General features: G+C 71.7%; 17 protein-coding genes. 12 read left to right on the top strand and 5 right to left on the bottom strand.

Features of this window, described 5'->3' with window-relative positions:
- Window positions 1–2,316 carry a peptide ABC transporter substrate-binding protein gene (locus tag WMF14_RS19630; protein WP_437802992.1) on the top strand — a complete coding sequence of 772 codons (2,316 nt, stop codon included), beginning with the start codon at window positions 1–3 and terminating at the stop codon, window positions 2,314–2,316.
- Between the two features lie 44 nt (window positions 2,317–2,360).
- Here WMF14_RS19630 and WMF14_RS19635 read toward each other — a convergent pair whose 3' ends face one another.
- Window positions 2,361–2,954, bottom strand: coding sequence for an esterase/lipase family protein (locus WMF14_RS19635; protein ID WP_437802994.1), 594 nt, complete (start codon window positions 2,952–2,954; stop codon window positions 2,361–2,363).
- Window positions 2,955–3,207: 253 nt separating this feature from the next.
- Here WMF14_RS19635 and WMF14_RS19640 point away from each other — a divergent pair, with 253 nt between their 5' ends.
- A complete protein-coding gene (locus WMF14_RS19640; protein ID WP_437802996.1) occupies window positions 3,208–5,601 on the top strand; it encodes a glycoside hydrolase family 31 protein in 2,394 nt (797 codons plus the stop codon).
- 27 nt (window positions 5,602–5,628) lie between these two features.
- Here WMF14_RS19640 and WMF14_RS19645 read toward each other — a convergent pair whose 3' ends face one another.
- Complete coding sequence (locus WMF14_RS19645) at window positions 5,629–6,528, bottom strand: LysR family transcriptional regulator (protein WP_437802998.1); 900 nt, start codon at window positions 6,526–6,528, stop codon at window positions 5,629–5,631.
- A 49-nt stretch (window positions 6,529–6,577) separates the two neighbouring features.
- Between WMF14_RS19645 and WMF14_RS19650 the strand changes: the two genes are divergently transcribed.
- Window positions 6,578–7,294: an SDR family oxidoreductase gene (locus WMF14_RS19650; RefSeq protein WP_272098947.1), complete on the top strand. Its 717-nt coding sequence runs from the start codon at window positions 6,578–6,580 to the stop codon at window positions 7,292–7,294.
- A 252-nt stretch (window positions 7,295–7,546) separates the two neighbouring features.
- Window positions 7,547–8,479, top strand: a complete 933-nt coding sequence (locus WMF14_RS19655; protein WP_437803000.1) for a fibro-slime domain-containing protein — start codon at window positions 7,547–7,549, stop codon at window positions 8,477–8,479.
- A gap of 62 nt (window positions 8,480–8,541) precedes the next feature.
- On the opposite strand, the gene WMF14_RS19660 is transcribed toward WMF14_RS19655, so the two are convergent.
- On the bottom strand, window positions 8,542–8,946 hold the full coding sequence (locus WMF14_RS19660) for a hypothetical protein (protein ID WP_272098950.1): 405 nt from the start codon (window positions 8,944–8,946) through the stop codon (window positions 8,542–8,544).
- Window positions 8,947–9,248: 302 nt separating this feature from the next.
- Here WMF14_RS19660 and WMF14_RS19665 point away from each other — a divergent pair, with 302 nt between their 5' ends.
- Window positions 9,249–10,082: a class I SAM-dependent methyltransferase gene (locus WMF14_RS19665; protein WP_437803002.1), complete on the top strand. Its 834-nt coding sequence runs from the start codon at window positions 9,249–9,251 to the stop codon at window positions 10,080–10,082.
- A 122-nt stretch (window positions 10,083–10,204) separates the two neighbouring features.
- Here the strand turns inward: WMF14_RS19665 and WMF14_RS19670 are convergent, their stop codons facing one another.
- Window positions 10,205–11,686 (bottom strand): hypothetical protein, encoded by a 1,482-nt coding sequence (locus WMF14_RS19670; RefSeq protein WP_437803004.1) that lies wholly within the window; start codon window positions 11,684–11,686, stop codon window positions 10,205–10,207.
- 204 nt (window positions 11,687–11,890) lie between these two features.
- Complete coding sequence (locus WMF14_RS19675) at window positions 11,891–13,402, bottom strand: GH1 family beta-glucosidase (protein ID WP_272098956.1); 1,512 nt, start codon at window positions 13,400–13,402, stop codon at window positions 11,891–11,893.
- A gap of 120 nt (window positions 13,403–13,522) precedes the next feature.
- Here WMF14_RS19675 and WMF14_RS19680 point away from each other — a divergent pair, with 120 nt between their 5' ends.
- From WMF14_RS19680 to WMF14_RS19710, 7 genes are all read left to right on the top strand, one after another.
- Complete coding sequence (locus WMF14_RS19680; RefSeq protein ID WP_437803006.1) at window positions 13,523–14,491, top strand: quinone oxidoreductase family protein; 969 nt, start codon at window positions 13,523–13,525, stop codon at window positions 14,489–14,491.
- Between the two features lie 200 nt (window positions 14,492–14,691).
- The gene (locus tag WMF14_RS19685) at window positions 14,692–15,051 is read left to right on the top strand and encodes a glutaredoxin (RefSeq protein ID WP_272098960.1); all 360 of its coding nucleotides are present in this window, start codon (window positions 14,692–14,694) and stop codon (window positions 15,049–15,051) included.
- Window positions 15,052–15,314: 263 nt separating this feature from the next.
- Entirely contained in the window at window positions 15,315–16,235 is a 921-nt protein-coding gene (locus WMF14_RS19690; protein WP_272098962.1) for an ABC transporter permease, read from the top strand.
- A gap of 2 nt (window positions 16,236–16,237) precedes the next feature.
- Window positions 16,238–17,290, top strand: a complete 1,053-nt coding sequence (locus tag WMF14_RS19695) for an ABC transporter permease (RefSeq protein WP_272098964.1) — start codon at window positions 16,238–16,240, stop codon at window positions 17,288–17,290.
- Between the two features lie 49 nt (window positions 17,291–17,339).
- Entirely contained in the window at window positions 17,340–18,353 is a 1,014-nt protein-coding gene (locus tag WMF14_RS19700; RefSeq protein WP_272098966.1) for an ABC transporter ATP-binding protein, read from the top strand.
- Window positions 18,350–19,366, top strand: coding sequence for an ABC transporter ATP-binding protein (locus tag WMF14_RS19705; RefSeq protein ID WP_437803009.1), 1,017 nt, complete (start codon window positions 18,350–18,352; stop codon window positions 19,364–19,366). The genes WMF14_RS19700 and WMF14_RS19705 overlap by 4 nt, the downstream gene beginning before the upstream one ends.
- 125 nt (window positions 19,367–19,491) lie before the next feature.
- Window positions 19,492–21,015 (top strand): hypothetical protein, encoded by a 1,524-nt coding sequence (locus WMF14_RS19710; RefSeq protein WP_437803011.1) that lies wholly within the window; start codon window positions 19,492–19,494, stop codon window positions 21,013–21,015.
- The last annotated feature ends 120 nt before the right edge of the window (window positions 21,016–21,135 follow it).

Genomic DNA, 21,135 nt, shown 5'->3' on the forward strand with positions numbered 1-21,135 from the left:
GTGCCCTCGCGCCGCTGCGGCGCGCTGCTGCTCGCGGCCCTCTCGTGCCCGCTCGCGGCCTGCGCGGGCGAGGCCGAGGGCTACGTCGGGACGACGGCGCGCGTCGGCAAGGACGTCACGACCTTCTACGTCAACAACGCCGACGAGCCGGAGTACCTCGATCCCGGCAAGGCCGCCGACACGGTGAGCATGACGCTGCTCCACCAGCTGTTCGAGGGGCTGACCAGCTACGCGCCCGGCGATCTCCACGCGGCGCAGGGGGTCGCGGCGCGCTGGGAGCGCAGCGACGACAACCGGTTCTTCCGGTTCCACCTGCGGCCGGAGGCGCGCTGGTCCGACGGCAAGCCGGTGACGGCGCACGACTTCGAGTACGCGTGGAAGCGGGTGCTGCGGCCCTCCACGGCCTCGCTCGCCGCGACGAACCTGCACGTCCTCAAGAACGGCGAGCTGTTCAACCTGGGCAAGCTGAAGGCGCTGCGCGAGGACGCGACGCTGCGCCGCGCGCCTCGGCCCGACGCGCCGCCCGCGCTGTCGTTGCCGCGGGGCGCGTTCGTCGTCGTGCTCGGCCAGTCGCCCGCCCGGGCGACGTCGGCGGTGGCGCCCCTCGCGGCGCCGCCTCCCGGCGTGACCTCGGTGACGTACGCCGAGCCCGACGAGGCCACCGGCGCCGGCGAGCGGCTCTCGTTCGACGCGGCCGGCGCGGCCCCGCCGCCCGCGCCGCGCGACGCCACCCCAGGCGGCGGGTGGCGGGGCGCCGAGGTCGCCCTCCTCGCGGCCGGTCCGCCGGTCGCTTGCAACGGCGCGGCCGACCGCTGGTTCGAGATCGAGGGGCCAGCGGGCCGCGGCTTCCTCCCGGGCTGCCTGCTCGCCCCCGTGGACGCCGCCGCCTACGCGCTGGTCGCGCCCCACGCGGATCTCCCCACGTACGACCCGGCCGCGCCTCGGCACGACGCGCCGCCTTCCGGCTCCGGAGGGGCGACCGGGTTCATCGCCTCGTCGTCGCTCGTGGAGGACGACGCCGCCGTGGGCGTGCGGGCCCGCGACGACCTGACCCTCGACGTCGAGCTCGAGAAGCCGACCCCGTACTTCACCGATCTCACGAGCTTCGTCACCCTGTTCCCGGTGCGCCGCGACGTCGTCGAGCCGTTCGAGGCGCGCGGCGAGCCGGAGCTCTGGTTTCGCCCCGAGAACATCGTGGTCAACGGGCCTTATCGGCTCGACGAGTGGAAGTTCCGGTACGAGATCACGATGGACCGGAACCCGGCGTACTGGGGCCATGACGCGCTCCGGATCCACCGGATCGTCTGGATGGAGATCGCCCAGTACAACGCCACGCTGCAGCTCTACAAGGCGGGGGACATCGACTACCTGGGAGACAACTGCGAGCTCCCTTATGACCACCTCGGCTGGCTGTCCGGGAAGAAGGATCTCCGGCGCACCGAGTTCCTCTCCACGGTGTATTACGAGCTCAACACGAGGAAGCCGCCGGTCGACGATCCGCGCGTCCGGTGGGCGCTGAACCTCGCGATCGACAAGCGGGAGCTCGTCGAGAAGATCACGCGGCTCGGGAAGCCGGCGACCCACTACGTGCCCGACATCACCGGATCCGGCTATGCCGAGCAGGCGGCGGAGGACAGGGCGCGCGGCGCGGATCCGTTCTCGAGCCCCGAGGTCGGCCACGACCCGGCGCGCGCCCGCGCGCTGCTCGCCGAGGCCGGGTACGAGGTCGTCCGCGAGGGAGACGAGCTGCGGGCGAAGGGGTTTCCGCCGCTCGAGATCCTCTACAACACGGGGGAGGGGCACGCACAGGTCGCCGTGGCCATCCAGGACATGTGGAAGCGCCACCTCGGGGTCTCCGCGGCGCTGCGGAGCGAGGAGTGGCGGGTGATGCTCAAGGACCTCCGCGACGGCAACTTCCAGGTGATCCGGCTGGGCTGGCTGGCCGACTACAACCATCCTCAGACGTGGCTCGGGACGTTCCTGTCCCAGAGCCCCCAGAACCGGAGCGGCTGGGCGGACGCGGAGTTCGACAAGGCGGTCGCCGAGGCGGCCGCGACGGCCGATCTCGGGGAGAGCATCCGGCGCTTCCGGGCTGCCGAGCGGCGGGCGCTCGACGGGATGTGCAGGATACCGCTCTACTTCGAGGAGAAGCCGACCCTGGTGAAGCCGTGGGTGAGGGGGTACATCCCCAACGCGCGGAACACGCAGCTCATCAAATGGCTCTGGATCGACCCGGACTGGCAGAAGGGGCCGGCCGGAGAGCCGCCGCCGGTGCTGGAGCTGCCGCCGCCGGGGCGGCTGGGAGGGGGGCAGTGAGCGATCCCGGCGCGCCACCCTTGAAGTAGCGGCGGGCCGGGCGCTCAGCGCTCCAGCAGCTCCGCCACCGAGTCGAGCACCCGCCGGTCCGAGAGCATCCAGCGGTGCAGCGCGACCGGCACGGCGCGCGTGGTGCTGGCGCCGGGGAGCTCGCTGGAGCGGGCGGGGACGATCATCACGTCGAAAGGCGTGTAGAGCACGTGCACCTCGACCGGGCCCCAGGGATCCGGGTCCGCGGCGAGGTCGCGCAGAAGAGGGCTGCCCGGGCGCATCTGCTGCACGCCCTCGTGGGGCAGCCACATGGCGTTGAGCGTGCCGCGGTGCGGGCCCGAGATGGAGACGAAGCGCCGGACGCGCGCGCGGCCGCGGCCGCGCTGGATGTAATAGCGTGTCACAAGGGCGCCCATGCTGAAGCCGACCACGTCCACCGCGCCGCCGGGCGCCCCGGCGAGCGTGGACTCCACGGCGGCGTCGAGCTGGGCGGCGAGGCGCTCGATCGACGCACGGCCGTCGTTGGGGACGAGATCGAAGGCGCGGGCGCGATCGACGCCGCGGGCCGCAAGCCCGGCGCGCAGGCAGTCGATGCGCGCCGCCGAATCCCAGATGCCGTGCACCAGCAGGACGGGCGGCTTGCTCATGTCGTCGAGGAGTACGGCGCGCGCGGGCGCCGTCAAGGCCGCGCGACCGCAGAAGCGCGCGTAACGCGGCGTAGCCTGCGGGCGGCGCGGGACGAAATGACAGGATCCAGACCCGGGGCGCCCTTCACGGCGCCAGCCCATTCGCCTGCTTCGGCGAGCGCCAGGTCAACAAGGGAAGGACCCACCGAGACGGCATCTCGGCGGTTCACGGGCGATCGTGGCGAGGACGGCCAGGCCCGGGTAGATTCGCGCGATGCACCTCACCGACGCCTCGATCGGCGCGACTCACGTGCTCCTCTCCGGCGCCCGCGCCGCGATCGAGATCCGCTGTCCAGGCCCCGGCGTCCTGCGCGTGCGCCACGCCCCCTCGTCCGCCGTGACGAGCTTCACGCACCCCGAGCTGCCTCCCAAGCGCTCGTTCGCCGTGGTGGCCGAAGGCGCGTTGCCGCTCTCCGCCCGTCGCGAGGGCGACGCGCTCCACGTGAGCGCCGACGGCGCCTCTCTCGAGGTATCGCTCGCCTCGGGCACATGGACCTTCGGCGACGGACAGGGCCACATCCGAGCGCGGTGCGAGGGGGTCTCCGGAGAGGTCCGGCCGGCGTTCCCCGTGGACGAGATCCGCTCCCGGATCTCGCTCGCGGCGCCGCCGGGCGAGGCCTACCTCGGGTTCGGCGAGAAGGTCGGCCCGCTCGACAAGCGCGGCCTGCGATTCACCTTCTGGAACACCGACGCTTTCCCGCCGCACGTGGAGTCCGACCCGCTCTACGCCTCGATTCCTTTCTTCATCGCCCTCCGCGGCGGGGCGGCCTGGGGCCTCTTCCTCGACGAGCCGTGGCGCTCGGAGGTCGATATCGCCCTCAACGATCCCACGCGCATCGAATGGGAGTCGCGGGGCCCCGAGCTCGACGTCTACCTCCTGGCCGGCCCGCACCCGGCCGACGTCCTGAGGCGCTACGCCGCGCTCACCGGGCGCCCGGCCATGCCGCCCCTCTGGAGCCTCGGGGCGCACCAGTCGCGCTGGGGCTACGAGACCGAGGACGACGTGCGCGGCGTCGTCCGCGGCTACCGATCGCGCGGCCTCCCGCTCGACGTTGTTCACCTCGATATCGATTACATGGATGCTTATCGGGTCTGGACCTGGGACCGCTCGCGCTTCCCCGACCCGGCGCGGCTCGCGCGCGAGCTCGCGGCCGAGGGCGTCAGGCTGGTGACGATCGTCGATCCGGGGATCAAGGCCGATGAGGGATATGCCGTCTACGAGGAGGCGAGAGAGAGAGACTACCTCGTCCGGCTGCCTCGCGGCGGCCCCCTCGTGGGAGAGGTCTGGCCCGACCCGGCGGTCTTCCCGGATCTCACGCGCGAGGAGGTGCAGCGCTGGTGGGGCGATCTGCAGAAGCCCTTCGTCGACGCGGGCATCGCCGGCATCTGGAACGACATGAACGAGCCTGCGTGCTTCTCCGTCCGCCCCGATAGGGGCCTGCCGGCGCCGAGCGGCGGGCGCACCGCGGGCCTCGGCCCCATCGAGGGCAGCACGCTCCCCGACGACGCGCGCCACGGCGCCCGGCGCCACCTCGAGGTCCACAACGTCTATGGACTCGGCATGTCGCGGGCCGCCCACGAGGGCCTCGCGCGCCACGCGCCGGGGCGGCGCCCCTTCGTGCTGACGCGCGCCGCCTTCGCCGGCATCCAGCGCTACGCCGCTGTGTGGACGGGCGACTTCGCCAGCAACTTCACGCACCTGGAGGCGTCCATCCCGATGCTGATCGGCCTCGGCCTCTCGGGCGTGCCGTTCGTGGGCGCGGACATCCCGGGCTTCACGGGGCGCGCGAACGGCGAGCTGCTCGTGCGCTGGATGCAAGCGGGGCTGTTCTATCCGCTGATGCGCAACCACGCGGCGAGGGGCAGGCCGGCGCAGGAGCCCTGGCGCTTCGGCGAGCCGTACCTCGGCCTCGCGCGCGCGGCGCTCGAGCGGCGCTACCGGCTCCTGCCGACCCTGTACACGCTCATGCACGAGGCGGCGGAGACGGGGATACCCGTCCTGCGGCCGCTGTCCTTCGCGGCGCCGGACGACCCCGAGGCGCTCCACGCCTCCGATCAGCTCCTGTTCGGCGGCGATCTGCTCGTGGCGCCCGTGGTGCGGCCAGGGCAGTCGAAGCGGCTGGCGTACCTGCCCGCCGGCGCATGGATGGATTTCGCCAACCTGGAGCGCGCGGGGAGCGTGGATCGGGGCGGGCGCCACGTGATCGCCGATGCGCCGCTCGGCGTGGTCCCCGTGTGGCTGCGCGCCGGAGGCGCGGTGGCGCTCACCGCGCCTCGGATGCACACGACGAGCGCCAGCTGGGAGGAGATCACGTGGCACGTCCACGCGGCGGAGCGCGTGAGCGGCCGCCTTGTCGAGGACGAGGGCGACGGCCACGGCGCGTCGCGCGTCACCCGGATCGAGGGCGGCCTCGACGGCGCCGCGTTCGCGCTCGAGCGCAGCGCGACCGGCGATCTGCCGCTGGTCCGCGAGGTGGAGACGATCCGCGTCCACGGCGTGCCGGGGCCGCGGTCCGTGGTCGGGGCCAGGTCGCACCGCGCGATCGACGGGGGCGTCGAGATCGAGGTCGCGGCCGACTGGCAGCGGATCGAGCTCCAGCTGTCCTGATCGCGGCAGCGCCGCGCGCCGGGGCGGTCAGCGGTGCTTCATCACCCAGTCGATCGCCAGCCGCACCCGCGTGGAGAGCAGCCGCCGTGACGGGTACACAGCGAAGAGCTCGCGGGGCTCGACGGTGCGCCCCGTGACCGTGAGCTCGACGAGCGCCTTGCCCTGCTGCTCGATCACCTCGCGGGGGGCGCAGACCACGCCGAGCCCCTGCGCCGCGGCCGTGATCGCCACCCGCGGGTCGTTCACGCAGAGCTTCGCGCGCGGCCGGACCTCCTCGACGGAGCCGTCCCGCCGGCGAAGGCGCCACGCGGCGCCCGGGTGGCTCAGGACCGCGGGCACGGACCCGAGCGACGCGCGCGCGAGCCGCGAACGGCCCTCGAGCGCGTCCTGCACGAGGCGCGGCGACGCGGCCAGCGCGTACGGGAGCGACCACATCCGCCGCGCCACGAGGTCGGCGTCCTGAACGGGCCCGGCGCGGAAGGCGAGGTCGATGCCCTCCTCGACAAGGGGGACGACCGCGTTCGTGAGCGTGAGCTCCAGCGACAGGCGCGGGTGCCGGGCGGCGAAGGAGAACAGCGCCGGCGCGATCCGCTGCGCGCCCGTCATCACGGGCGCCGTCACCCGGAGCCTGCCCGCGGGCTCGTCCTCCCGATCCGCGGCCCTGTCGAGCACCGAGCCGAGCTCGTCGAGCAGGGGCCCGGCGCGCTCGATCAGCCGCGCGCCCTCGCCGGTGAGGCCGACGCGGCGGGAGGTGCGCTGGAGCAGCCGCACCCCGAGCGCCTCCTCCAGCTGCGCCACCCGGCGGCTCACGGTGCTCGTGGGCACCCCCGTGCGCCGCGCGGCCTCCACGAAGCTCAGGTGGTGAGCGACGGCCGCGAAGAGCCGCACGTCCTCGAGGGAGATCATCCCGCTCATGGGATGGATCATGCCACAGCATCCCATGGTTTGCCCGAGGCGCGCGCGCTACCCCTCGCTCATGAACCTTGAAGATCAGCATGTGGTCGTCATCGGCGGCTCGTCGGGCATCGGCCTCGGCGTGGCCAGGGCCTGCCTCGAGCGCGGCGCGTCGCTGACGCTCGTGAGCCGCTCGCGCGAGCGCCTCGCGCGCGCCGCGGCCGAGCTCGGCGAGCCACGCCGGGTGCGCACCTTCGCGGCCGACGCGACGCAGGAGGCCGAGATGCAGAGTCTGTTCGACGAGCATCCGCCGGCGCGCCATGTGGTGGTGACGGCGGTGGAGGGGCATTATCAGCCGATTCGCGCGCTGGACATCGCCGCGGCGCGCCGCGTGATCGACTCGAAGCTCGTGGCGGCCCTCCACGTCGCCAAGCACGCGCGGATCGAGCCGGGCGGCTCGCTCACGTTCACGGCGGGGATCGCGGCGGAGCGGCCGGGGCCCAGCGGGGCGGTCGTGGCCGCGGTGAACGGGGCGCTCATGGCGCTCGCGCGCGCCCTGGCCGTGGAGCTCGCGCCGGTGCGCGTGAACGCGCTGTCGCCGGGCTGGGTCGACACGCCGGTCTGGGACTCCCTCGCGGGCGGCGCCAAGCAGGAGCGCTTCGAGCAGCACGCGCGCCGCCTCCCGGTCGGCCGTGTCGGCGCGCCCGCGGACATCGCCCACGCCGCGCTCTTCCTCATGGGGAACGGGTTCACCACAGGCGAGGTGCTGCGCGTCGACGGGGGACACCGCCTCGTTTGAGCCTGAGCCCGCCCTGGGAGGTGGCCGGATTCGATACGTGCGAAACCGGGGAAGGCAAGCGCGGGAGGCGCGGGAAGCACGAAAAGCGCGGGAGGCGCGGGACGCGCGGGGAAGAGCCGTGGCCACCGCCTGTTCCATCGAACAAGGCATGTTCCACGAGCTTGCCGCAGCGCTTCACCACGCGATCGCCATGAGACGTGGTTGACAAAAGCCGCGAAATATGGTTGTGCTACTGCTCCCTAGGAGTGCACCATGTACCCTCGTTCTTTCTTTCTTCTGACGTTCGCAGCCGCGGCCCTGGCGTGCTCTTCGGCGCCCGACGAGAGCAGCGGCCCCACCTCCGGATCCGGCGGCAGCAGCGGGACGCCCGCGAGCAGCAGCGGGACGCCGACGAGCGGCGTTAGCAGCTCGACCGGCGACGACTTCGGGACCATCACGGGGGGCAACGTGACCACCGGCGCCGGCGGCGGCGGCGGCGGCGATTGCAAGAGCGTCCTCGACGTCACCTATCGCGACTTCAAGGAGACGCACCCCGACTTCGAGATGGCCAGCTTCAGGGGCGACGAACCCCGTCGCCACCTCATCGAGCCGACGCTCGACGGAGATCGGAAGCCGGTGTTCCTCGATTCGGTGGGCTGCTTTGCGGACTTGACGACCCCGCTCAGCTGCAGGGACGGGGTCGGCCCCCAGAAGACCATCACGAGCGAGGAGAGCTTCAACCAGTGGTACCGTGACGTGCCGGGCGTGAACATGACCCTGGCCAAGGAGCTCACGCTCCAGGAGTCGCCGCCCGGCTCGGGGCAGTACGTGTTCGAGAGCGCGGCGTTCTTCCCGCTGGGAACGGACGAGGGGTTCGGGCCCTCCCCGGCCGGCAGAGACAAGAACTTCCTCTTCACCACCGAGATCCACCTGATGTTCGGCTACGTCGCCGGTCAGAAGTTCACTTTCATTGGCGACGACGACATCTGGATCTTCATCAACGGCAAGCTCGCGCTCGACCTCGGCAGCATGCACGGGCCCGCGGAGGGCGTCATCGACTTCGATGCTCAGGCCCAGGATCTCGGCATCTTCCCGGGCAACAGCTACGCGATGGACATCTTCCACGCGGAGCGCCACACCGACGGATCGAACTTCCGCATCGAGACCAACATCTCCTGCTTCGTGCCCGTCGACATCCCCCTGTGAGGCATCCGGGCTCGGGCCGCGCCCTCCCGCAGGCCTGAGCCCAGTTCGCCCGCCACGCGGATTCAGACGTCGAGCGCGATGTTGTTGGGGTTGGCGGCGTCGATCTTGACCGGCACGACCAGGCCCGGCTGCACGCGCGGGATCGCCATCTGATGGATGACGGCGAGGATGGCCGCGCGGTACGGGGGCGCGTTCGGGCGATACACCTCGAGGTCGACACGGCACTGCGGCTGGTAGTTGATCATCGTGCCGGTGGGCTGGACGATGAGCACGCGGGCCTGCGCGGGCAGGCCCGTCATGCGGAGGTTGGCCGCCGCCGTCTGCGCCTGGATCATCTCGTTCGCGCCCGCGAGCATCTTGTTCGCGTTCTTCATCATGGGCAGAAAGACGGTGACGAACACCACGGCCATGACGCCCAGCACGACGAGGGTGATCACGATTCCTAAGAGGGGACCAGCGATCGACATGGGAGCCTCCACACGACTGCGTTGACGGGCCGGCGGTCGGCGGAGCGTGGGGGAGGACCCCGAGCTGCGCGTCGCGCCGGCGAGGGAGCGACCGATGTCACGGGCTCCTCCGCGATCACCAGGGGAGCACGAAAGGGAGCCAGCGACAATCCTGCGGAGCGCGCCGCCCTCGCCGTGGCGTGGCCGCGGGGGAGGTGCGGCGATCGAAAAGGAGGCCAGATCCACCGAAAGCGCCGCCAGTGACGCGCTCCTCGGGCGGTGACAGGCTCGTCTCCCATGATCGATGACAAGAGGACTGGCCGATGACCAACCGCGTTGAACCACTCAACTTCAGCGATGAAGCGCGCTGGACGGCCCTGGCGGCCAGCTACGAGCGCTGGGCCGAGCCGCTGACGGCGGGCTTCGCGCGCGCGGCGCTGTCGCTCGCGGGCGGGATCGGGCACGGCGTGCGCGTGCTCGACGTCGCCGCAGGGACGGGCGCCCTGACCTTGGCCGCGGCCGAGGCGGGCGCGCGCGTGCTCGCGACAGACATCTCGCGCGGCATGGCGGCGCGCCTGCGCGAGCGATTGCAGCCCTTCGCAGGGAGCGAGGCGCGGGTGATGGACGGGCAGGCGCTGGAGGTCGAGGACGCGACCTTCGACGTGAGCTGCTCCGTCTTCGGCGTCATGATGTTTCCCGACTGGCGCCGCGGCATGGCCGAGCTCGTCCGCGCGACCCGGCCCGGGGGCCGGATCATCGTGGCGACATGGTCGAGCCCGGAGGGGGCAGGCCCGGCGCCGCTCTTCCTGCAGGCCTATCGCCGCACCTTCCCGGACGCGCCGATCCATCCGCCGCCCCAGGGCATGACCGTGCTGTGCTCGCCGGAGGGCCTGAAGGCCGAGATGCTCGGGGCCGGGTGCGGCGAGGTCGCCGTGCACGCGGTCGAGGGCGCATGGGGCGGAGCTTCGGTGGACCAGCTCATGGCGGATCTCGACGAGATCCTGCGCTTCATGCCCCTCTACGTCGCGCTGGACGGCGATGGGCGCGCTCGGCTACGCGGCCCGCTGCGCGCCGTCATCGAGCCCTTCGCCGAGCCAGGCGGGGCCGTGCGTGTCCCGGTGACGGCGAACATCGCGATCGGCCGCAAGCCCGGCTGACCAAGGGATGCAGCGCGCCCCGTCCTGCGGGTCGCGCTGCATTCCTTTTCGATGCGCCGCCTGACGGGCCGCGCTGCCGTCCATGGAGAAGGGACCACATCCCGGCGCCGAGCCGGGCGTGGTCACCGGGTGAGCTTCACGACGATCATCGATTCAGACGCTTCGGGGCTCGAGATCGGTCCGGCGCCGAAATCGATCGTGCCCTTGAACTTCCCGACGGCGACAAGGGCTCCGTTCGGGCCGACGGCAATCTGGGATAGTCCTCCGTACTCGGACGGTTCGAACGCGACGTTGCAGAAGTCCTCGCCGCGCGGGTCGAGCCCGGCGACGAAGAGGCCCAAGAAATTCGTGGGCATCGTACCGCAACCGAGGTCCGTTCCCTCGAGGAAGGTGCCGGCGAGCCAGGTGTTGCCGGCGGCGTCGGCGGCGAGCGCTTGCGCTCTCGCGGAGCTCCTGGCGAACATCGCGGAGCCACCGGCGGAGAGCCTGGCGACGGACACGTTGCTCCCGTCGCCCGTCAGCGTGGTGTCACCGACCGAGAACGTCTCGAAGAAGGAGCTGAGCGTGACCACACCGCCTGCCCCATCCAGGACCGTGCCGACGTGATCGTCACCGTCGACGCCGCCGAGCCTATGGCTCCATCGGTGCTCGCCGGCTGGATCGAGCGAGGCGACGAAGACGTCGGACGCCCCGTTCTCCGGGAGCCCCGCGGCGAGGAGCGGGCCGCCGCCGAAGTCGATGGAGCCATGGAAGCTCCCCCCGACGACGATATTCCCCGCCGCGTCCAGGGCGAGGGTCTCGGCGATCGCGCCCCCCGGCCCGCCGAAGCTCTTGCTCCAGAGGTGGCCGCCCGACGCATCGAACCTGGCGACGAAGGCGGTTTGCGTCGTCACGTCGGGCAAGGGCCCGCCGCCGAGATCCATGGTTCGCACGTAGTCACCGGCGACGACGACGCCGCCCGCCGGATGGAAGCCGACGCTGCGGACCGCCACGGACTCCTCTCCGAAGTGCTTGCTCCAGACGTGCTGTCCCGAAGCGTCGAGCAGGACGACGAAGCCGCTCGAGTTCCACCCGTTCTGCACGGGGCCGCCGCCGAGATCGGTCGCTCCACCGAACCGGCCCCCGACAGCGATATTCCCCGACGCGTCGGCCGCGATGGCCAACCCGACCTGGGTCTCGATCCCGGAGAGATCGCCGAACCGCCGGCTCCAGAGGTGGTTGCCGAGCGGATCGAGCTTGAGGACGAACGCGTCGACGTCGCCCGTGCCCACGAGAGGACCGCCCCCGAAGTCGACGGTGCCATCGAAGCCTCCCGTCACGAGGATGTTGCCCTGAGCATCGACGGCGAGGGCGTGGGGCTCGACGTTGTCGAACTGGCGGGCGAAATCGAGCGCGAGGCAACCCGCCTCGCACACGGGAGCGCTGCCGCCCACGCCGACGCTGCTGCTGCTGGCGCTGATGCTGCTGCTGGCGCTGACGCTGCTGCTGGCGCCGCCTTCCCCTGTCTCCGGGCCGCTCCCAGACATCTCTTCCCCATCGTCGACGCTGACGCTGACGTTGCATCCGAGCGTGGCCAGCACGGCCGCGAGAGAAAGATGCCTCAAGTAAGACGCGGTTCTGTTCATCCCTGCCTCCCTCGCCGCGACGATATCATCGTTCGAGGAGGGCACGGATGAGGCCCTCGGGAAAGCCGGATATCGACGCCGGTGCGCCCTCGGGACGCGCTTTGGGCCGGAGGTGCGACGGGCCGCGGCGCAGCGCGGCGGGCCGCGCGGCCCGGGATGGAACCGGGCCGCGGGCCGCCTGGATCAGCCGGTCACGTTGTCCCACGCGACGGCGGTCGGCCCGAGGAGCGAGCGTCCGCCGCTCGCGATGACCTCTCGGTACCAGGAGAACGAATCCTTCGGGATCCGTCGCTGCGTGGCGTAATCGACGTAGACGAGCCCGAAGCGATCTTTATAGCCCTCGGCCCACTCGAAGTTGTCGAGCAGCGACCAGGCCCAGTACCCGACGACCGGGACGCCCTCCTGGACGGCCCGCGCCAGGCCGAGCAGGTACCGGTGCATGACGTCGATGCGCTTCGGGTCGTGCACCTTGCCGTCGAGGAAGACCTGATCCCGCGTCGCCAGGCCGTGCTCGGTGATCCCGATGGGCAGCTTGTACCGCTCCCAGAAGTACCTCGAGCCCCAGTAGAGCGTGCTGGGGACGATCTGCAGCCAGTCGAGCGTCCCGCGCGGGTAGCCCGGCGGGGAGACGACGCGCTCCGGCCTGCCGTCCTTGCCCTGCCGCCACGTGCCCGCCGAGTACATGTTGAGCCCGAGGTAGTCGATCGGCCGCTTGATCTGGTCGAAGTCGCTGGCGGGGAACTCGGGCATGTCGTCGCCGAAGAGCCGGAGGCCGCTCTCCGGATACCGCCCCTCGAGCACCGGACAGATCCACCAGGCGTTGTTCCACGGGTTCCTGTCGTAGACCGAGAAGATCGCCTCGCGCGCCGCCTCGATGTCTCCCGGATCCTCGGTCGCCGGGCGCTGCACCTGGGTGGCGAGCACGTAGCCGATCTTCGCGGCCTTGGTCGCGGCGCGCAGGGCGTCCACCTGCTTGCCGTGCGCCCGCATCTGGTTGTGGGCGGCGGTCAGGTACTCCCGGTAGGGGAGCTTGAGCCCGGGGGCGAAGACGCCGTTGAGGAGCGCGTTGCCGATGAACGCCTGCGGCTCGTTCTGCGTCACCCACCAGGGCACGCGATCGCCGAGCCGCCGGGCGACGACGGTCGTGTAGTCCGCGAACCAGTCGGCGACGTCGCGCTGGAGGAACCCGCCGCGATCCTGGAGCGCCTGGGGGAAGTCCCAGTGGAACAGCGTGCACATGGGCACGATGCCGGCGCGGAGGAGCTCGTCGACGAGGCGATCGTAGAAGTCGAGCCCCTTCGGGTTGACCTTGCCCGTGCCGTCCGGGAGGATCCGCGTCCACGAGACGCTGAAGCGGTAGCTCTTGACCCCGAGCTCCGAGAGGAGCCCGACATCCTCCTTGTAGCGGTGGTAGTGGTCGCACGCGACGTCTCCTGTGTGCCCTTCGAAGACCTTCCCGGGGGTCTTCGAGAAGACGTCCCACACGGAGGGCGTCCGGCCGTCCTCGCTCGCGGCGCCTTCGATCTGGTAGGCCGCGGTGGCCGTGCCCCACAGGAAGTCCGCGGGAAACGGCGCGGCCGTCGCGTCTGCTCGGCCTAGGCCAGCCGAGGCGGCGGTCACAGGCGGGGGCGCGGAGGACGGCGAGGCGGGAGAGGCGTTGCTCGCGGAGAGCGACTCGGAAGGATGGAGGGCCATGGGGGCATCATCCACGGCGTGCGCGGGACATCAATGGGTTCGATGCGCGTCGGCTTCGATGCGGGTCGATGATCGCGCCGGTCGCTTGACGGCCCAGCGCGGCTCGACAACATGGGCAGCATGCTCGCGATCCGACCGAAAGCCGCTGGCGGCCCCGAGGTGATGACGCTGGAGGAGCTCCCGACGCCCACGCCGGGCCCGGGGGAAGCCGTGGTCCGCGTCGAGGCCGCGGGGGTGAACTTCATCGACATCTACCAGCGGAGCGGCCTGTACACGCTCGATCCGCCCATCCCGCTCGGCCTCGAGGGCGCGGGGCGCGTCGAGGCGGTGGGGCCGTCCGTCACCGAGGTGAGGGTAGGGGACGAGGTCGCGTGGACCGGCGGCCCCGGCTCGTACGCGACGCACGTCCGGATCCCGGCCGCGAAGCTCGTCCCCGTGCCCGCGGGCGTCGGCGCGAGGCGCGCCGCGGCCGCGATGCTCCAGGGCATCACGGCGCAGTACCTCGTGCGCTCCACGTTCCCGCTCGGCCCCGGCCACACGTGCCTCATCCACGCGGCCGCGGGCGGGGTCGGCCTCCTCCTGTGCCAGATGGCGAAGCGGCTCGGCGCGCGCGTGATCGGCACCGTCTCGACCGAGGAGAAGGCGCGCCTCGCGCGAGACGCGGGCGCCGACGAGGTGATCCTGTACACGAAGGCCGATTTCGAGGCGGAGGCGCGCCGGCTCACGGGCGGCGCCGGCGTCCACGTCGTCTACGACGGCGTCGGGAGCGACACGTTCGCGAAGGGCCTGGGCGCGCTCCGCCTGCGTGGCACGATGGTGCTCTTCGGCCAGTCGAGCGGCCCGGTGCCGCCGTTCGACCCGCAGATCCTGAGCCAGAAGGGGTCGATCTACCTCGCGCGGCCGAGCCTCGTCCACTACACCGCGACGCGCGAGGAGCTGCTCGAGCGCGCCGCCGACGTGCTCGGCGCGATCGCGCGCGGCGAGCTCGCGATCTCGATAGGCGCCACATACCCCCTCGCCGAGGCGGCGGAGGCGCACCGCGCGCTCGCCGGGCGGGCGACGACGGGGAAGGTGCTGCTCATCCCGTAGCGGACGGAACCGTCGCGCGGAGGTTCGATTCGAGGCGCGGAGGAGCTGGGGAGTGCGGCCCCGCCGCGGGCGCTCCGTGTCTCCAGGGTCCTCTCTCGGGCGTGCAGACGTGCGCTGTACTCGAGCCGTGCCTGGGCGATCCGGCCGTTGACCGTGTCGTCTTCGGGCCGGTACGCTGCCGGCGCGGAGGTGCTCATTCCATGGCAGAACGTCCCACGCTTGCTCCCGAGAATGTCTCGGACACGGTGAAATCGCAGCTCGCCGGCTTTCATCGGTCCATCATCGACGAGGTCGCGGCCGCGGTGAGCCGCGACCGGGTGGTCGTCGTCGGGATGGCCCAGAATCCCTTCGTGAAGAAGGCGCGCCAGCTGCTCGACGGAGAGGGCGTGAAATATACCTATTTGGAGTACGGGAGTTACCTCTCCAGGTGGAAGGAGCGGCTCGCCATCAAGCTCTGGGCCGGCTTTCCGACGTTCCCCATGGTGTTCGTCGGCGGCGTCCTCGAAGGCGGCTACGCGGAGCTCGTGAAGCTCCGCGACCAGGGCAAGCTCAAGGGGTAGCCGCGATCAGGCGCGGGTGAACGCCGGGCACAGCGCGCAGGCCGCCTCGGCCGCGGCGCTCCACGCGTCACGTCGCGCCGCGCGAAACGCCGCGGTCGACCGGCGGTTCCGTGATATGCGGGAAGGCGCGGCGCGCCCTCGCGGCGGTCGCCGCGCTGAAGGAAGGCAGCACGGAGGCACCTCGTGACATCGCTCGGGATCCACGGAAGGCGGCGGGATGACGAGGTGAACGGCGCGGCTCGACGGCCGGGAGGCGGCGCGCCGTGAGCACCTACGCCATCAAGCGGCTGCTCTCCATCATTCCCACGCTCTTCCTCGTCGCCACCCTCGTGTTCATCCTGGTGCGCATCGTTCCGGGAGGCCCGTTCGACCAGGAGCGGGCCGTACCCGTCGAGGTCCAGCGGCAGCTCGACGCCAAGTACCACCTGAACGATCCGGTGCTGAAGCAGTATGGCGACTGGCTCCTTGCGCTCGTCACCAGAGGCGATCTGGGCCCGACGTTCAAGTACCCGAACCGCACCGTCAACGAGATCATCGCCCTCAGCCTGCCCGTGTCGATGCAGCTCGGCTTCTGGGCGATGCTCTTCGCGCTCGCGATGGGCATCCCGCTCGGCATCGTCGGCGCGATCCGCCAGAACACCTGGAAGGACACGGCGGCCATGGGGGTCGCCATGGTCGGCCTCAGCGTGCCGCGGTACGTGCTGGCCCCGCTGCTCATGCTCGTCTTCTCGCTCAAGCTCTACTGGTTCCCTGTGGCGCGCTGGGAGACGTGGCGGCACATGGTGCTGCCGGTCATCTGCGCCGGGCTCCCGGTCGCGGCCTACATCGCCCGGCTGACGCGCGGCGGGATGCTCGAGGTGATCCGCTCGGATTTCATCCGCACCGCCCGCGCCAAGGGGCTCTCCGAGCGCAAGGTCGTCCTGAAGCACGCGCTCCGGGGCGGGCTGCTCCCGGTCGTGAGCTTCCTCGGCCCCGGCTTCAGCGGCCTGCTCGTCGGCTCCCTCGTCGTGGAGAAGATCTTCAACATCCCCGGCATGGGCCGCTATTTCGTCGAGGCGGCCACGAACCGCGACTACAACCTCGTGATGGGGGTCATGCTCGTTTACGGCTTCCTGCTCATGCTCTTCAACGCGATCGTCGACGTGGCGTACGCCTTCATCGACCCGCGCGTGGAGCTGCGCTGACCATGCTCCACGCCGCCCTCCCGCAGCCCGCCGCCCCCGGCGATCCGCCCGCTGTCCCCGGCGGCGCGGGCGGCGCGGCGCCAAGCCCTGCCGGCCCGCTGCGGCTCGACGCGCTGGAGCAGGGCTCGAGCCTCGGTCGCGACGCGTGGCGGAGGCTCCGGAAGAACCGCGCCGCGGTCGCCTGCGGCGTCGTGCTCATCGCGATGATCCTCGCCTGCATCCTCGTCCCCGAGCTGTCGAGCTACCGGTACGACAAGGCGGATCTCAAGCTCGGCGCGCAGCCCCCGTCGCTCGCCCACTGGATGGGCACCGACTACTTCGGCCGCGACCTGATGGCTCGCGTCTTCTTCGGCGGGCGCATCTCGTTCGCGGTCGGCATCGTCGCGACGCTCGTGAGCTTCGTCATCGGCGTGAGCTGGGGCGGGGTAGCCGGCTACTTCGGCGGCAAGGTCGACGCGATCATGATGCGCATCGTGGACGTGCTCTACACGTTCCCGTTCCTGATCCTCGTCATCCTGCTCATGGTCTTCTTCGCGAACGACCAGACGGTCCTCTACCGCGCCTGGAAGGTCGCGCTCGGCCTCTTCGTCAAGGAGCCGTCGGACCCGAGCTACTTCCCCGTCTTCCAGATCGTCGTCGTCTTCGCGGCCCTCGGCGGCATCTCCTGGCTCACGATGGCCCGCATCGTCCGCGGCCAGGTCATCGCGCTGCGCGGACAGCCGTTCATCGAGTCGGCGCGCTCGATCGGCGTCGGGCACGCCGCGCTGATCTTCCGGCACCTCGTTCCGAACGCGGTCGGCCCGATCATCGTCTACACGACGCTCACCATCCCCGAGGTGATGATGACCGAGGCGTTCCTCAGCTTCCTCGGCCTCGGCACGCAGGAGCCGCTGTCGAGCTGGGGCCTGCTCGCGTCCACAGGCGCCGACGCGATGGACCTCTTCCCCTGGCAGCTCATCTTCCCGGCGCTGATGCTCGCGCTCACGCTGATCTGCTTCAACTTCCTCGGTGACGGGCTCCGCGACGCCCTGGATCCTCGCATCCGAAAGGACTGAAGGGCGGCGCGCCCCTCCCGGGACGCGCGCCGGCACGGACCATGCTGCCATGCTGATCGAGGTCAAGAACCTGAAGACCCACTTCTTCACCGAGGAGGGGGTGGTCCGCGCGGTCGACGGCATCTCCTTCAGCCTCGATCGCGGCGAGGTCCTCGGCATCGTCGGCGAGTCCGGCTCGGGCAAGAGCGTGACGAGCCTCTCGCTCCTGCGGCTCATCCCCGACCCGCCGGGCAGGATCGTCGGCGGCCAGATCCTGCTCGAGTCCGAGGGCGGCGTCGTCGAGGACCTCGTGGAGGCGAGCGAGGCGCGGATGGAGCGCGTCCGCGGCGACCGGATCGCGATGATCTTCCAGGACCCGATGACGTCGCTGAACCCCTACCTCCGGGTGAGCGAGCAGCTCATCGAGGTGCTGGAGCTCCACCGCGGCATGGGCCGCGCCGAGGCGCGCCGGCGCTGCGTCGAGATGCTGCAGGCGGTCGGGATCCCCGCGGCGGCGTCGCGGATCGACGACTACCCGCACCAGCTCTCGGGCGGGATGCGGCAGCGCGTGATGATCGCGATGGCGCTCCTGTGCGACCCGGATCTGCTGATCGCGGACGAGCCGACGACGGCGCTCGACGTCACGATCCAGGCGCAGATCCTCGACCTGATCGGGGAGCGGAAGGAGGCGCTCGGCGCGGCCGTCCTCCTCATCACGCACGATCTCGGCGTCGTGGCGAAGATGGCCGATCGCGTCGCGGTCATGTACGCCGGGCGCATCGTCGAGGAGGGCCCCGTCGGCGCCATCTTCCACGCCGCCCGGCACCCTTACACGATCGGCCTGTCGCGCTCGATCCCGCGGCTCGACGACGCGCGCGGCGCGGACCTGGTGCCCATCCCCGGGATGCCGCCCTCGCTCGCGCGCCTGCCGTCGGGCTGCCCGTTCCACCCGCGCTGCGCGCACGCGATCGCGGCGTGCCGGGAGGAGGCGCCGCCGCCGCGCGTCGTCTCGGGCGAGGGCAACAGGAAGGCGCTGCACGTCGTGCGGTGCCACGTCGAGGACGTCGCAGGACGAGCGCCATGACCACCGCCGCAACACCCCCGCCGCTGCTCTCGGTGCGCGATCTCAAGGTCCACTTCCCGGTGCGCCGCGGCCTGCTCCAGCGGCAGGTCGGCACGGTGCGCGCGGTCGACGGCGTCTCGTTCGACGTCGACCGGGGCGCGACGCTGGGCCTCGTCGGCGAGTCCGGCTGCGGCAAGTCGACGACCGGCCGGGGCATCCTCCGCCTCGTCCCGCCCACGTCGGGGAGCGTGAAGATCGACGGCCGGGAGATCCTGTCGCTCGACCCGCGCGCGCTGCGGAAGGCGCGCCGCGAGATGCAGATGATCTTCCAGGACCCGTACGCGAGCCTGAACCCGCGCATGACGGTCCACGACCTCATCGCCGAGCCGCTCTCCACCCACGGCCTCGTCTCGTCGCGCGACGAGGCGCTCCGCGAGGTGGCGCGCCTCATGGAGCTCGTCGGGCTATCGCCCTCGTACATGCGGCGTTATCCGCACGAGTTCTCCGGCGGCCAGCGGCAGAGGATCGGCATCGCCCGCGCGCTCGCCCTGAAGCCGAAGCTCGTGATCGCGGACGAGCCGGTCAGCGCGCTCGACGTGAGCATCCAGGCCCAGATCGTCAACCTGCTCGCGTCGCTCCAGCGCGAGCTCTCGCTCACGTACGTGTTCGTCGCGCACGACCTCGCCGTGGTCCGCCACCTGTCAAGCGAGATCGCGGTGATGTACCTCGGCCGGATCGTCGAGCGCGCTCGTCCAGACGAGCTCTTCCGTTCACCGCAACATCCGTACACGCAGACCCTGCTTTCGGCGATCCCGATCCCGGATCCCGACGTGGAGCGCACACGCCGCCGGCTGCCCCTCGTCGGCGAAGTGCCGAGTCCGCTGAACCCGCCGTCGGGGTGCCATTTCCACACACGCTGTCCCTATACGATGGACCGGTGCAGCGCCGAGGCCCCTCCGCTGGAGGAGCGTCGCCCTGGACACTGGGCCGCGTGCCATCTCACGGAGTTGCCCACGGCACCTATGCATCCGTGATGTGATCCGGCGGCGCGCAATACCCCACATCGGCTGAGCTCGTTGTCCAGACATGACGTGGAATGTCCGATGACAGGATTTTCCTGACCTCTGCGTGCAGCAGCGGGGTTAGGATCCTGGGACCGATGCCGCGAATCTCCGACGCCACGCTTCGCGCCCAGATCCCGACGGCCCTCCTCATCGGCGGCGATCAGGCGTTGCTCCAGCGCTGCCAGACGGCGGCGATGGATGTGGGGATCATCGTCAAGGCGTGCCCTGTATCGATGGCCGCCGCGCTCGCGGAAGAGCGTCGTCCGGTGGTCATCGTGGTCACGTCGTCGACTTACGCGCTCGCTCCCGAGGCGTTCGAGGAGATCGCGCGCGACGTGGTCAGCACGCTCGTGCGGGTCGACGAGGCGATGGTGGAGGACGAGCTCGGGGCGATGCTGGCCACGGCGGCGCGCGAGAGCCGCAAGCAGCGCTCGCGGCAGCAGACGCCCGGTCGCTACTCGATGATGCCTGCGGACGAGGGCGCGTCGGTGCCGCGCTCGGAGCGCATGACCATCGGGGTGATGAAGGCGGCCCCCTCGTCGCGGCGCGACCCCGAGGCGACGCCGCTGCCGCGCTCCGGGCCGCGCAGCGCGGGCGCGCAGGAGCCGCGCAGCGCAGGCGCGCAGGAGCTCGCGTACCGCGAGCGCGTGGCGGCTGCCGTGGCTGCGCAGCGGCCGGAGCGCTCACGCGCGGAGGCGCCGGGGGAGGCGGCGTACCGCGCCCGCGAGGCGCCCGTGCCGCGCTCGGAGCGCCTGGGGGTCACGGTGGGGCCGCCCTCGTCGCGCGCGCGCTGTGAGCTGCCCGCTCCGACGCCGCTCCCGCCGCCGCCGGCCGCCGGCCCGGTGGTTGCGCGCCGGGACGCGTCTGCGCCGCCCTCGGTGAGGGGGGGCGCCCATGCGCGGCGGGATGTGCCGGTGCAGGCATCGCCGGCGGCTGGAGCCTACGTGCGGCGGGATACGCCGCTGGCGGGCTCGCATCCGGCCGAGGCCTACGTGCGGCGGGATACACCGGTGGCTGGCTCGCAGCAGGCCGGGGCGTACGCGCATCGGGAGGCGCCCGCCGCGACGTCTGCACGGCGGGAGACGTCCGCGCAACAGGCCGTTCCGAGCTCGCGGCAGCAGGCCGGGGTGGCTCCACGCCGGGATACGCCGGCGGCGCATGCGCTTCCGCGGCAGGTGCCTCCGTCGCCTGCCGCGCAGCCGTGGGAGCAGCGCGACCTGCAGCCGTGGGAGCAGCGCGACGCGCAGCCGTGGGAGCAGCGCGACGCGCAGCCGTGGGAGGAGAACATCGGGCCGCAGCCAGGCGCGGCATCCCCGCAGCGGGACGTGCTCGCGATGGGCTCGCAGGACGGCGAGGCGCACCGCGGTCACTCCGCGCCGTCGCCGAGCTCCCACCGCGCGCCGCCGAGCTCCCATCAAGCACCGCCGAGCTCCCATCGCGCGCCGCCGAGCTCCCATCAAGCGCCGCCGAGCTCCCATCGCGCGCCGCCGAGCTCCCATCAAGCGCCGCCGAGCTCCCATCAGGCGCCCCCGTCCTCTCGCAGGGCGCAGTTCCACGTCGACATCGCTCTCCTGTTCGATGAGCGAGGTCTGCCGCGCGCCGATCCCCAGGCGAAGTGACGCTCGGCCGGGGCGCGCCGGGCGGCTCATCCGTTGGCAGGGCGCCGGGCGATCCCTTTGTCGGCGAGCGGCCGCGTCGCACGGGTGACCGGCGGCGCGGCGGAGGGTAAGCTTCGCGCG

Origin of the sequence: Sorangium sp. So ce693, from assembly GCF_051521375.1 — a bacterium.
Classification (GTDB): Bacteria; Myxococcota_A; Polyangia; order Polyangiales; family Polyangiaceae; genus Sorangium; species Sorangium atrum.

Coding starts and splice junctions, on each gene's coding strand:
- WMF14_RS19635 (WP_437802994.1), bottom strand. CDS start 2,954: ATGAGCAAGCCGCCCGTCCTGCTGGTGCACGGCATCTGGGATTCGGCG.
- WMF14_RS19640 (WP_437802996.1), top strand. CDS start 3,208: ATGCACCTCACCGACGCCTCGATCGGCGCGACTCACGTGCTCCTCTCC.
- WMF14_RS19645 (WP_437802998.1), bottom strand. CDS start 6,528: ATGATCCATCCCATGAGCGGGATGATCTCCCTCGAGGACGTGCGGCTC.
- WMF14_RS19650 (WP_272098947.1), top strand. CDS start 6,578: ATGAACCTTGAAGATCAGCATGTGGTCGTCATCGGCGGCTCGTCGGGC.
- WMF14_RS19655 (WP_437803000.1), top strand. CDS start 7,547: ATGTACCCTCGTTCTTTCTTTCTTCTGACGTTCGCAGCCGCGGCCCTG.
- WMF14_RS19660 (WP_272098950.1), bottom strand. CDS start 8,946: ATGTCGATCGCTGGTCCCCTCTTAGGAATCGTGATCACCCTCGTCGTG.
- WMF14_RS19665 (WP_437803002.1), top strand. CDS start 9,249: ATGACCAACCGCGTTGAACCACTCAACTTCAGCGATGAAGCGCGCTGG.
- WMF14_RS19675 (WP_272098956.1), bottom strand. CDS start 13,402: ATGGCCCTCCATCCTTCCGAGTCGCTCTCCGCGAGCAACGCCTCTCCC.
- WMF14_RS19680 (WP_437803006.1), top strand. CDS start 13,523: ATGCTCGCGATCCGACCGAAAGCCGCTGGCGGCCCCGAGGTGATGACG.
- WMF14_RS19685 (WP_272098960.1), top strand. CDS start 14,692: ATGGCAGAACGTCCCACGCTTGCTCCCGAGAATGTCTCGGACACGGTG.
- WMF14_RS19695 (WP_272098964.1), top strand. CDS start 16,238: ATGCTCCACGCCGCCCTCCCGCAGCCCGCCGCCCCCGGCGATCCGCCC.
- WMF14_RS19700 (WP_272098966.1), top strand. CDS start 17,340: ATGCTGATCGAGGTCAAGAACCTGAAGACCCACTTCTTCACCGAGGAG.
- WMF14_RS19705 (WP_437803009.1), top strand. CDS start 18,350: ATGACCACCGCCGCAACACCCCCGCCGCTGCTCTCGGTGCGCGATCTC.
- WMF14_RS19710 (WP_437803011.1), top strand. CDS start 19,492: ATGCCGCGAATCTCCGACGCCACGCTTCGCGCCCAGATCCCGACGGCC.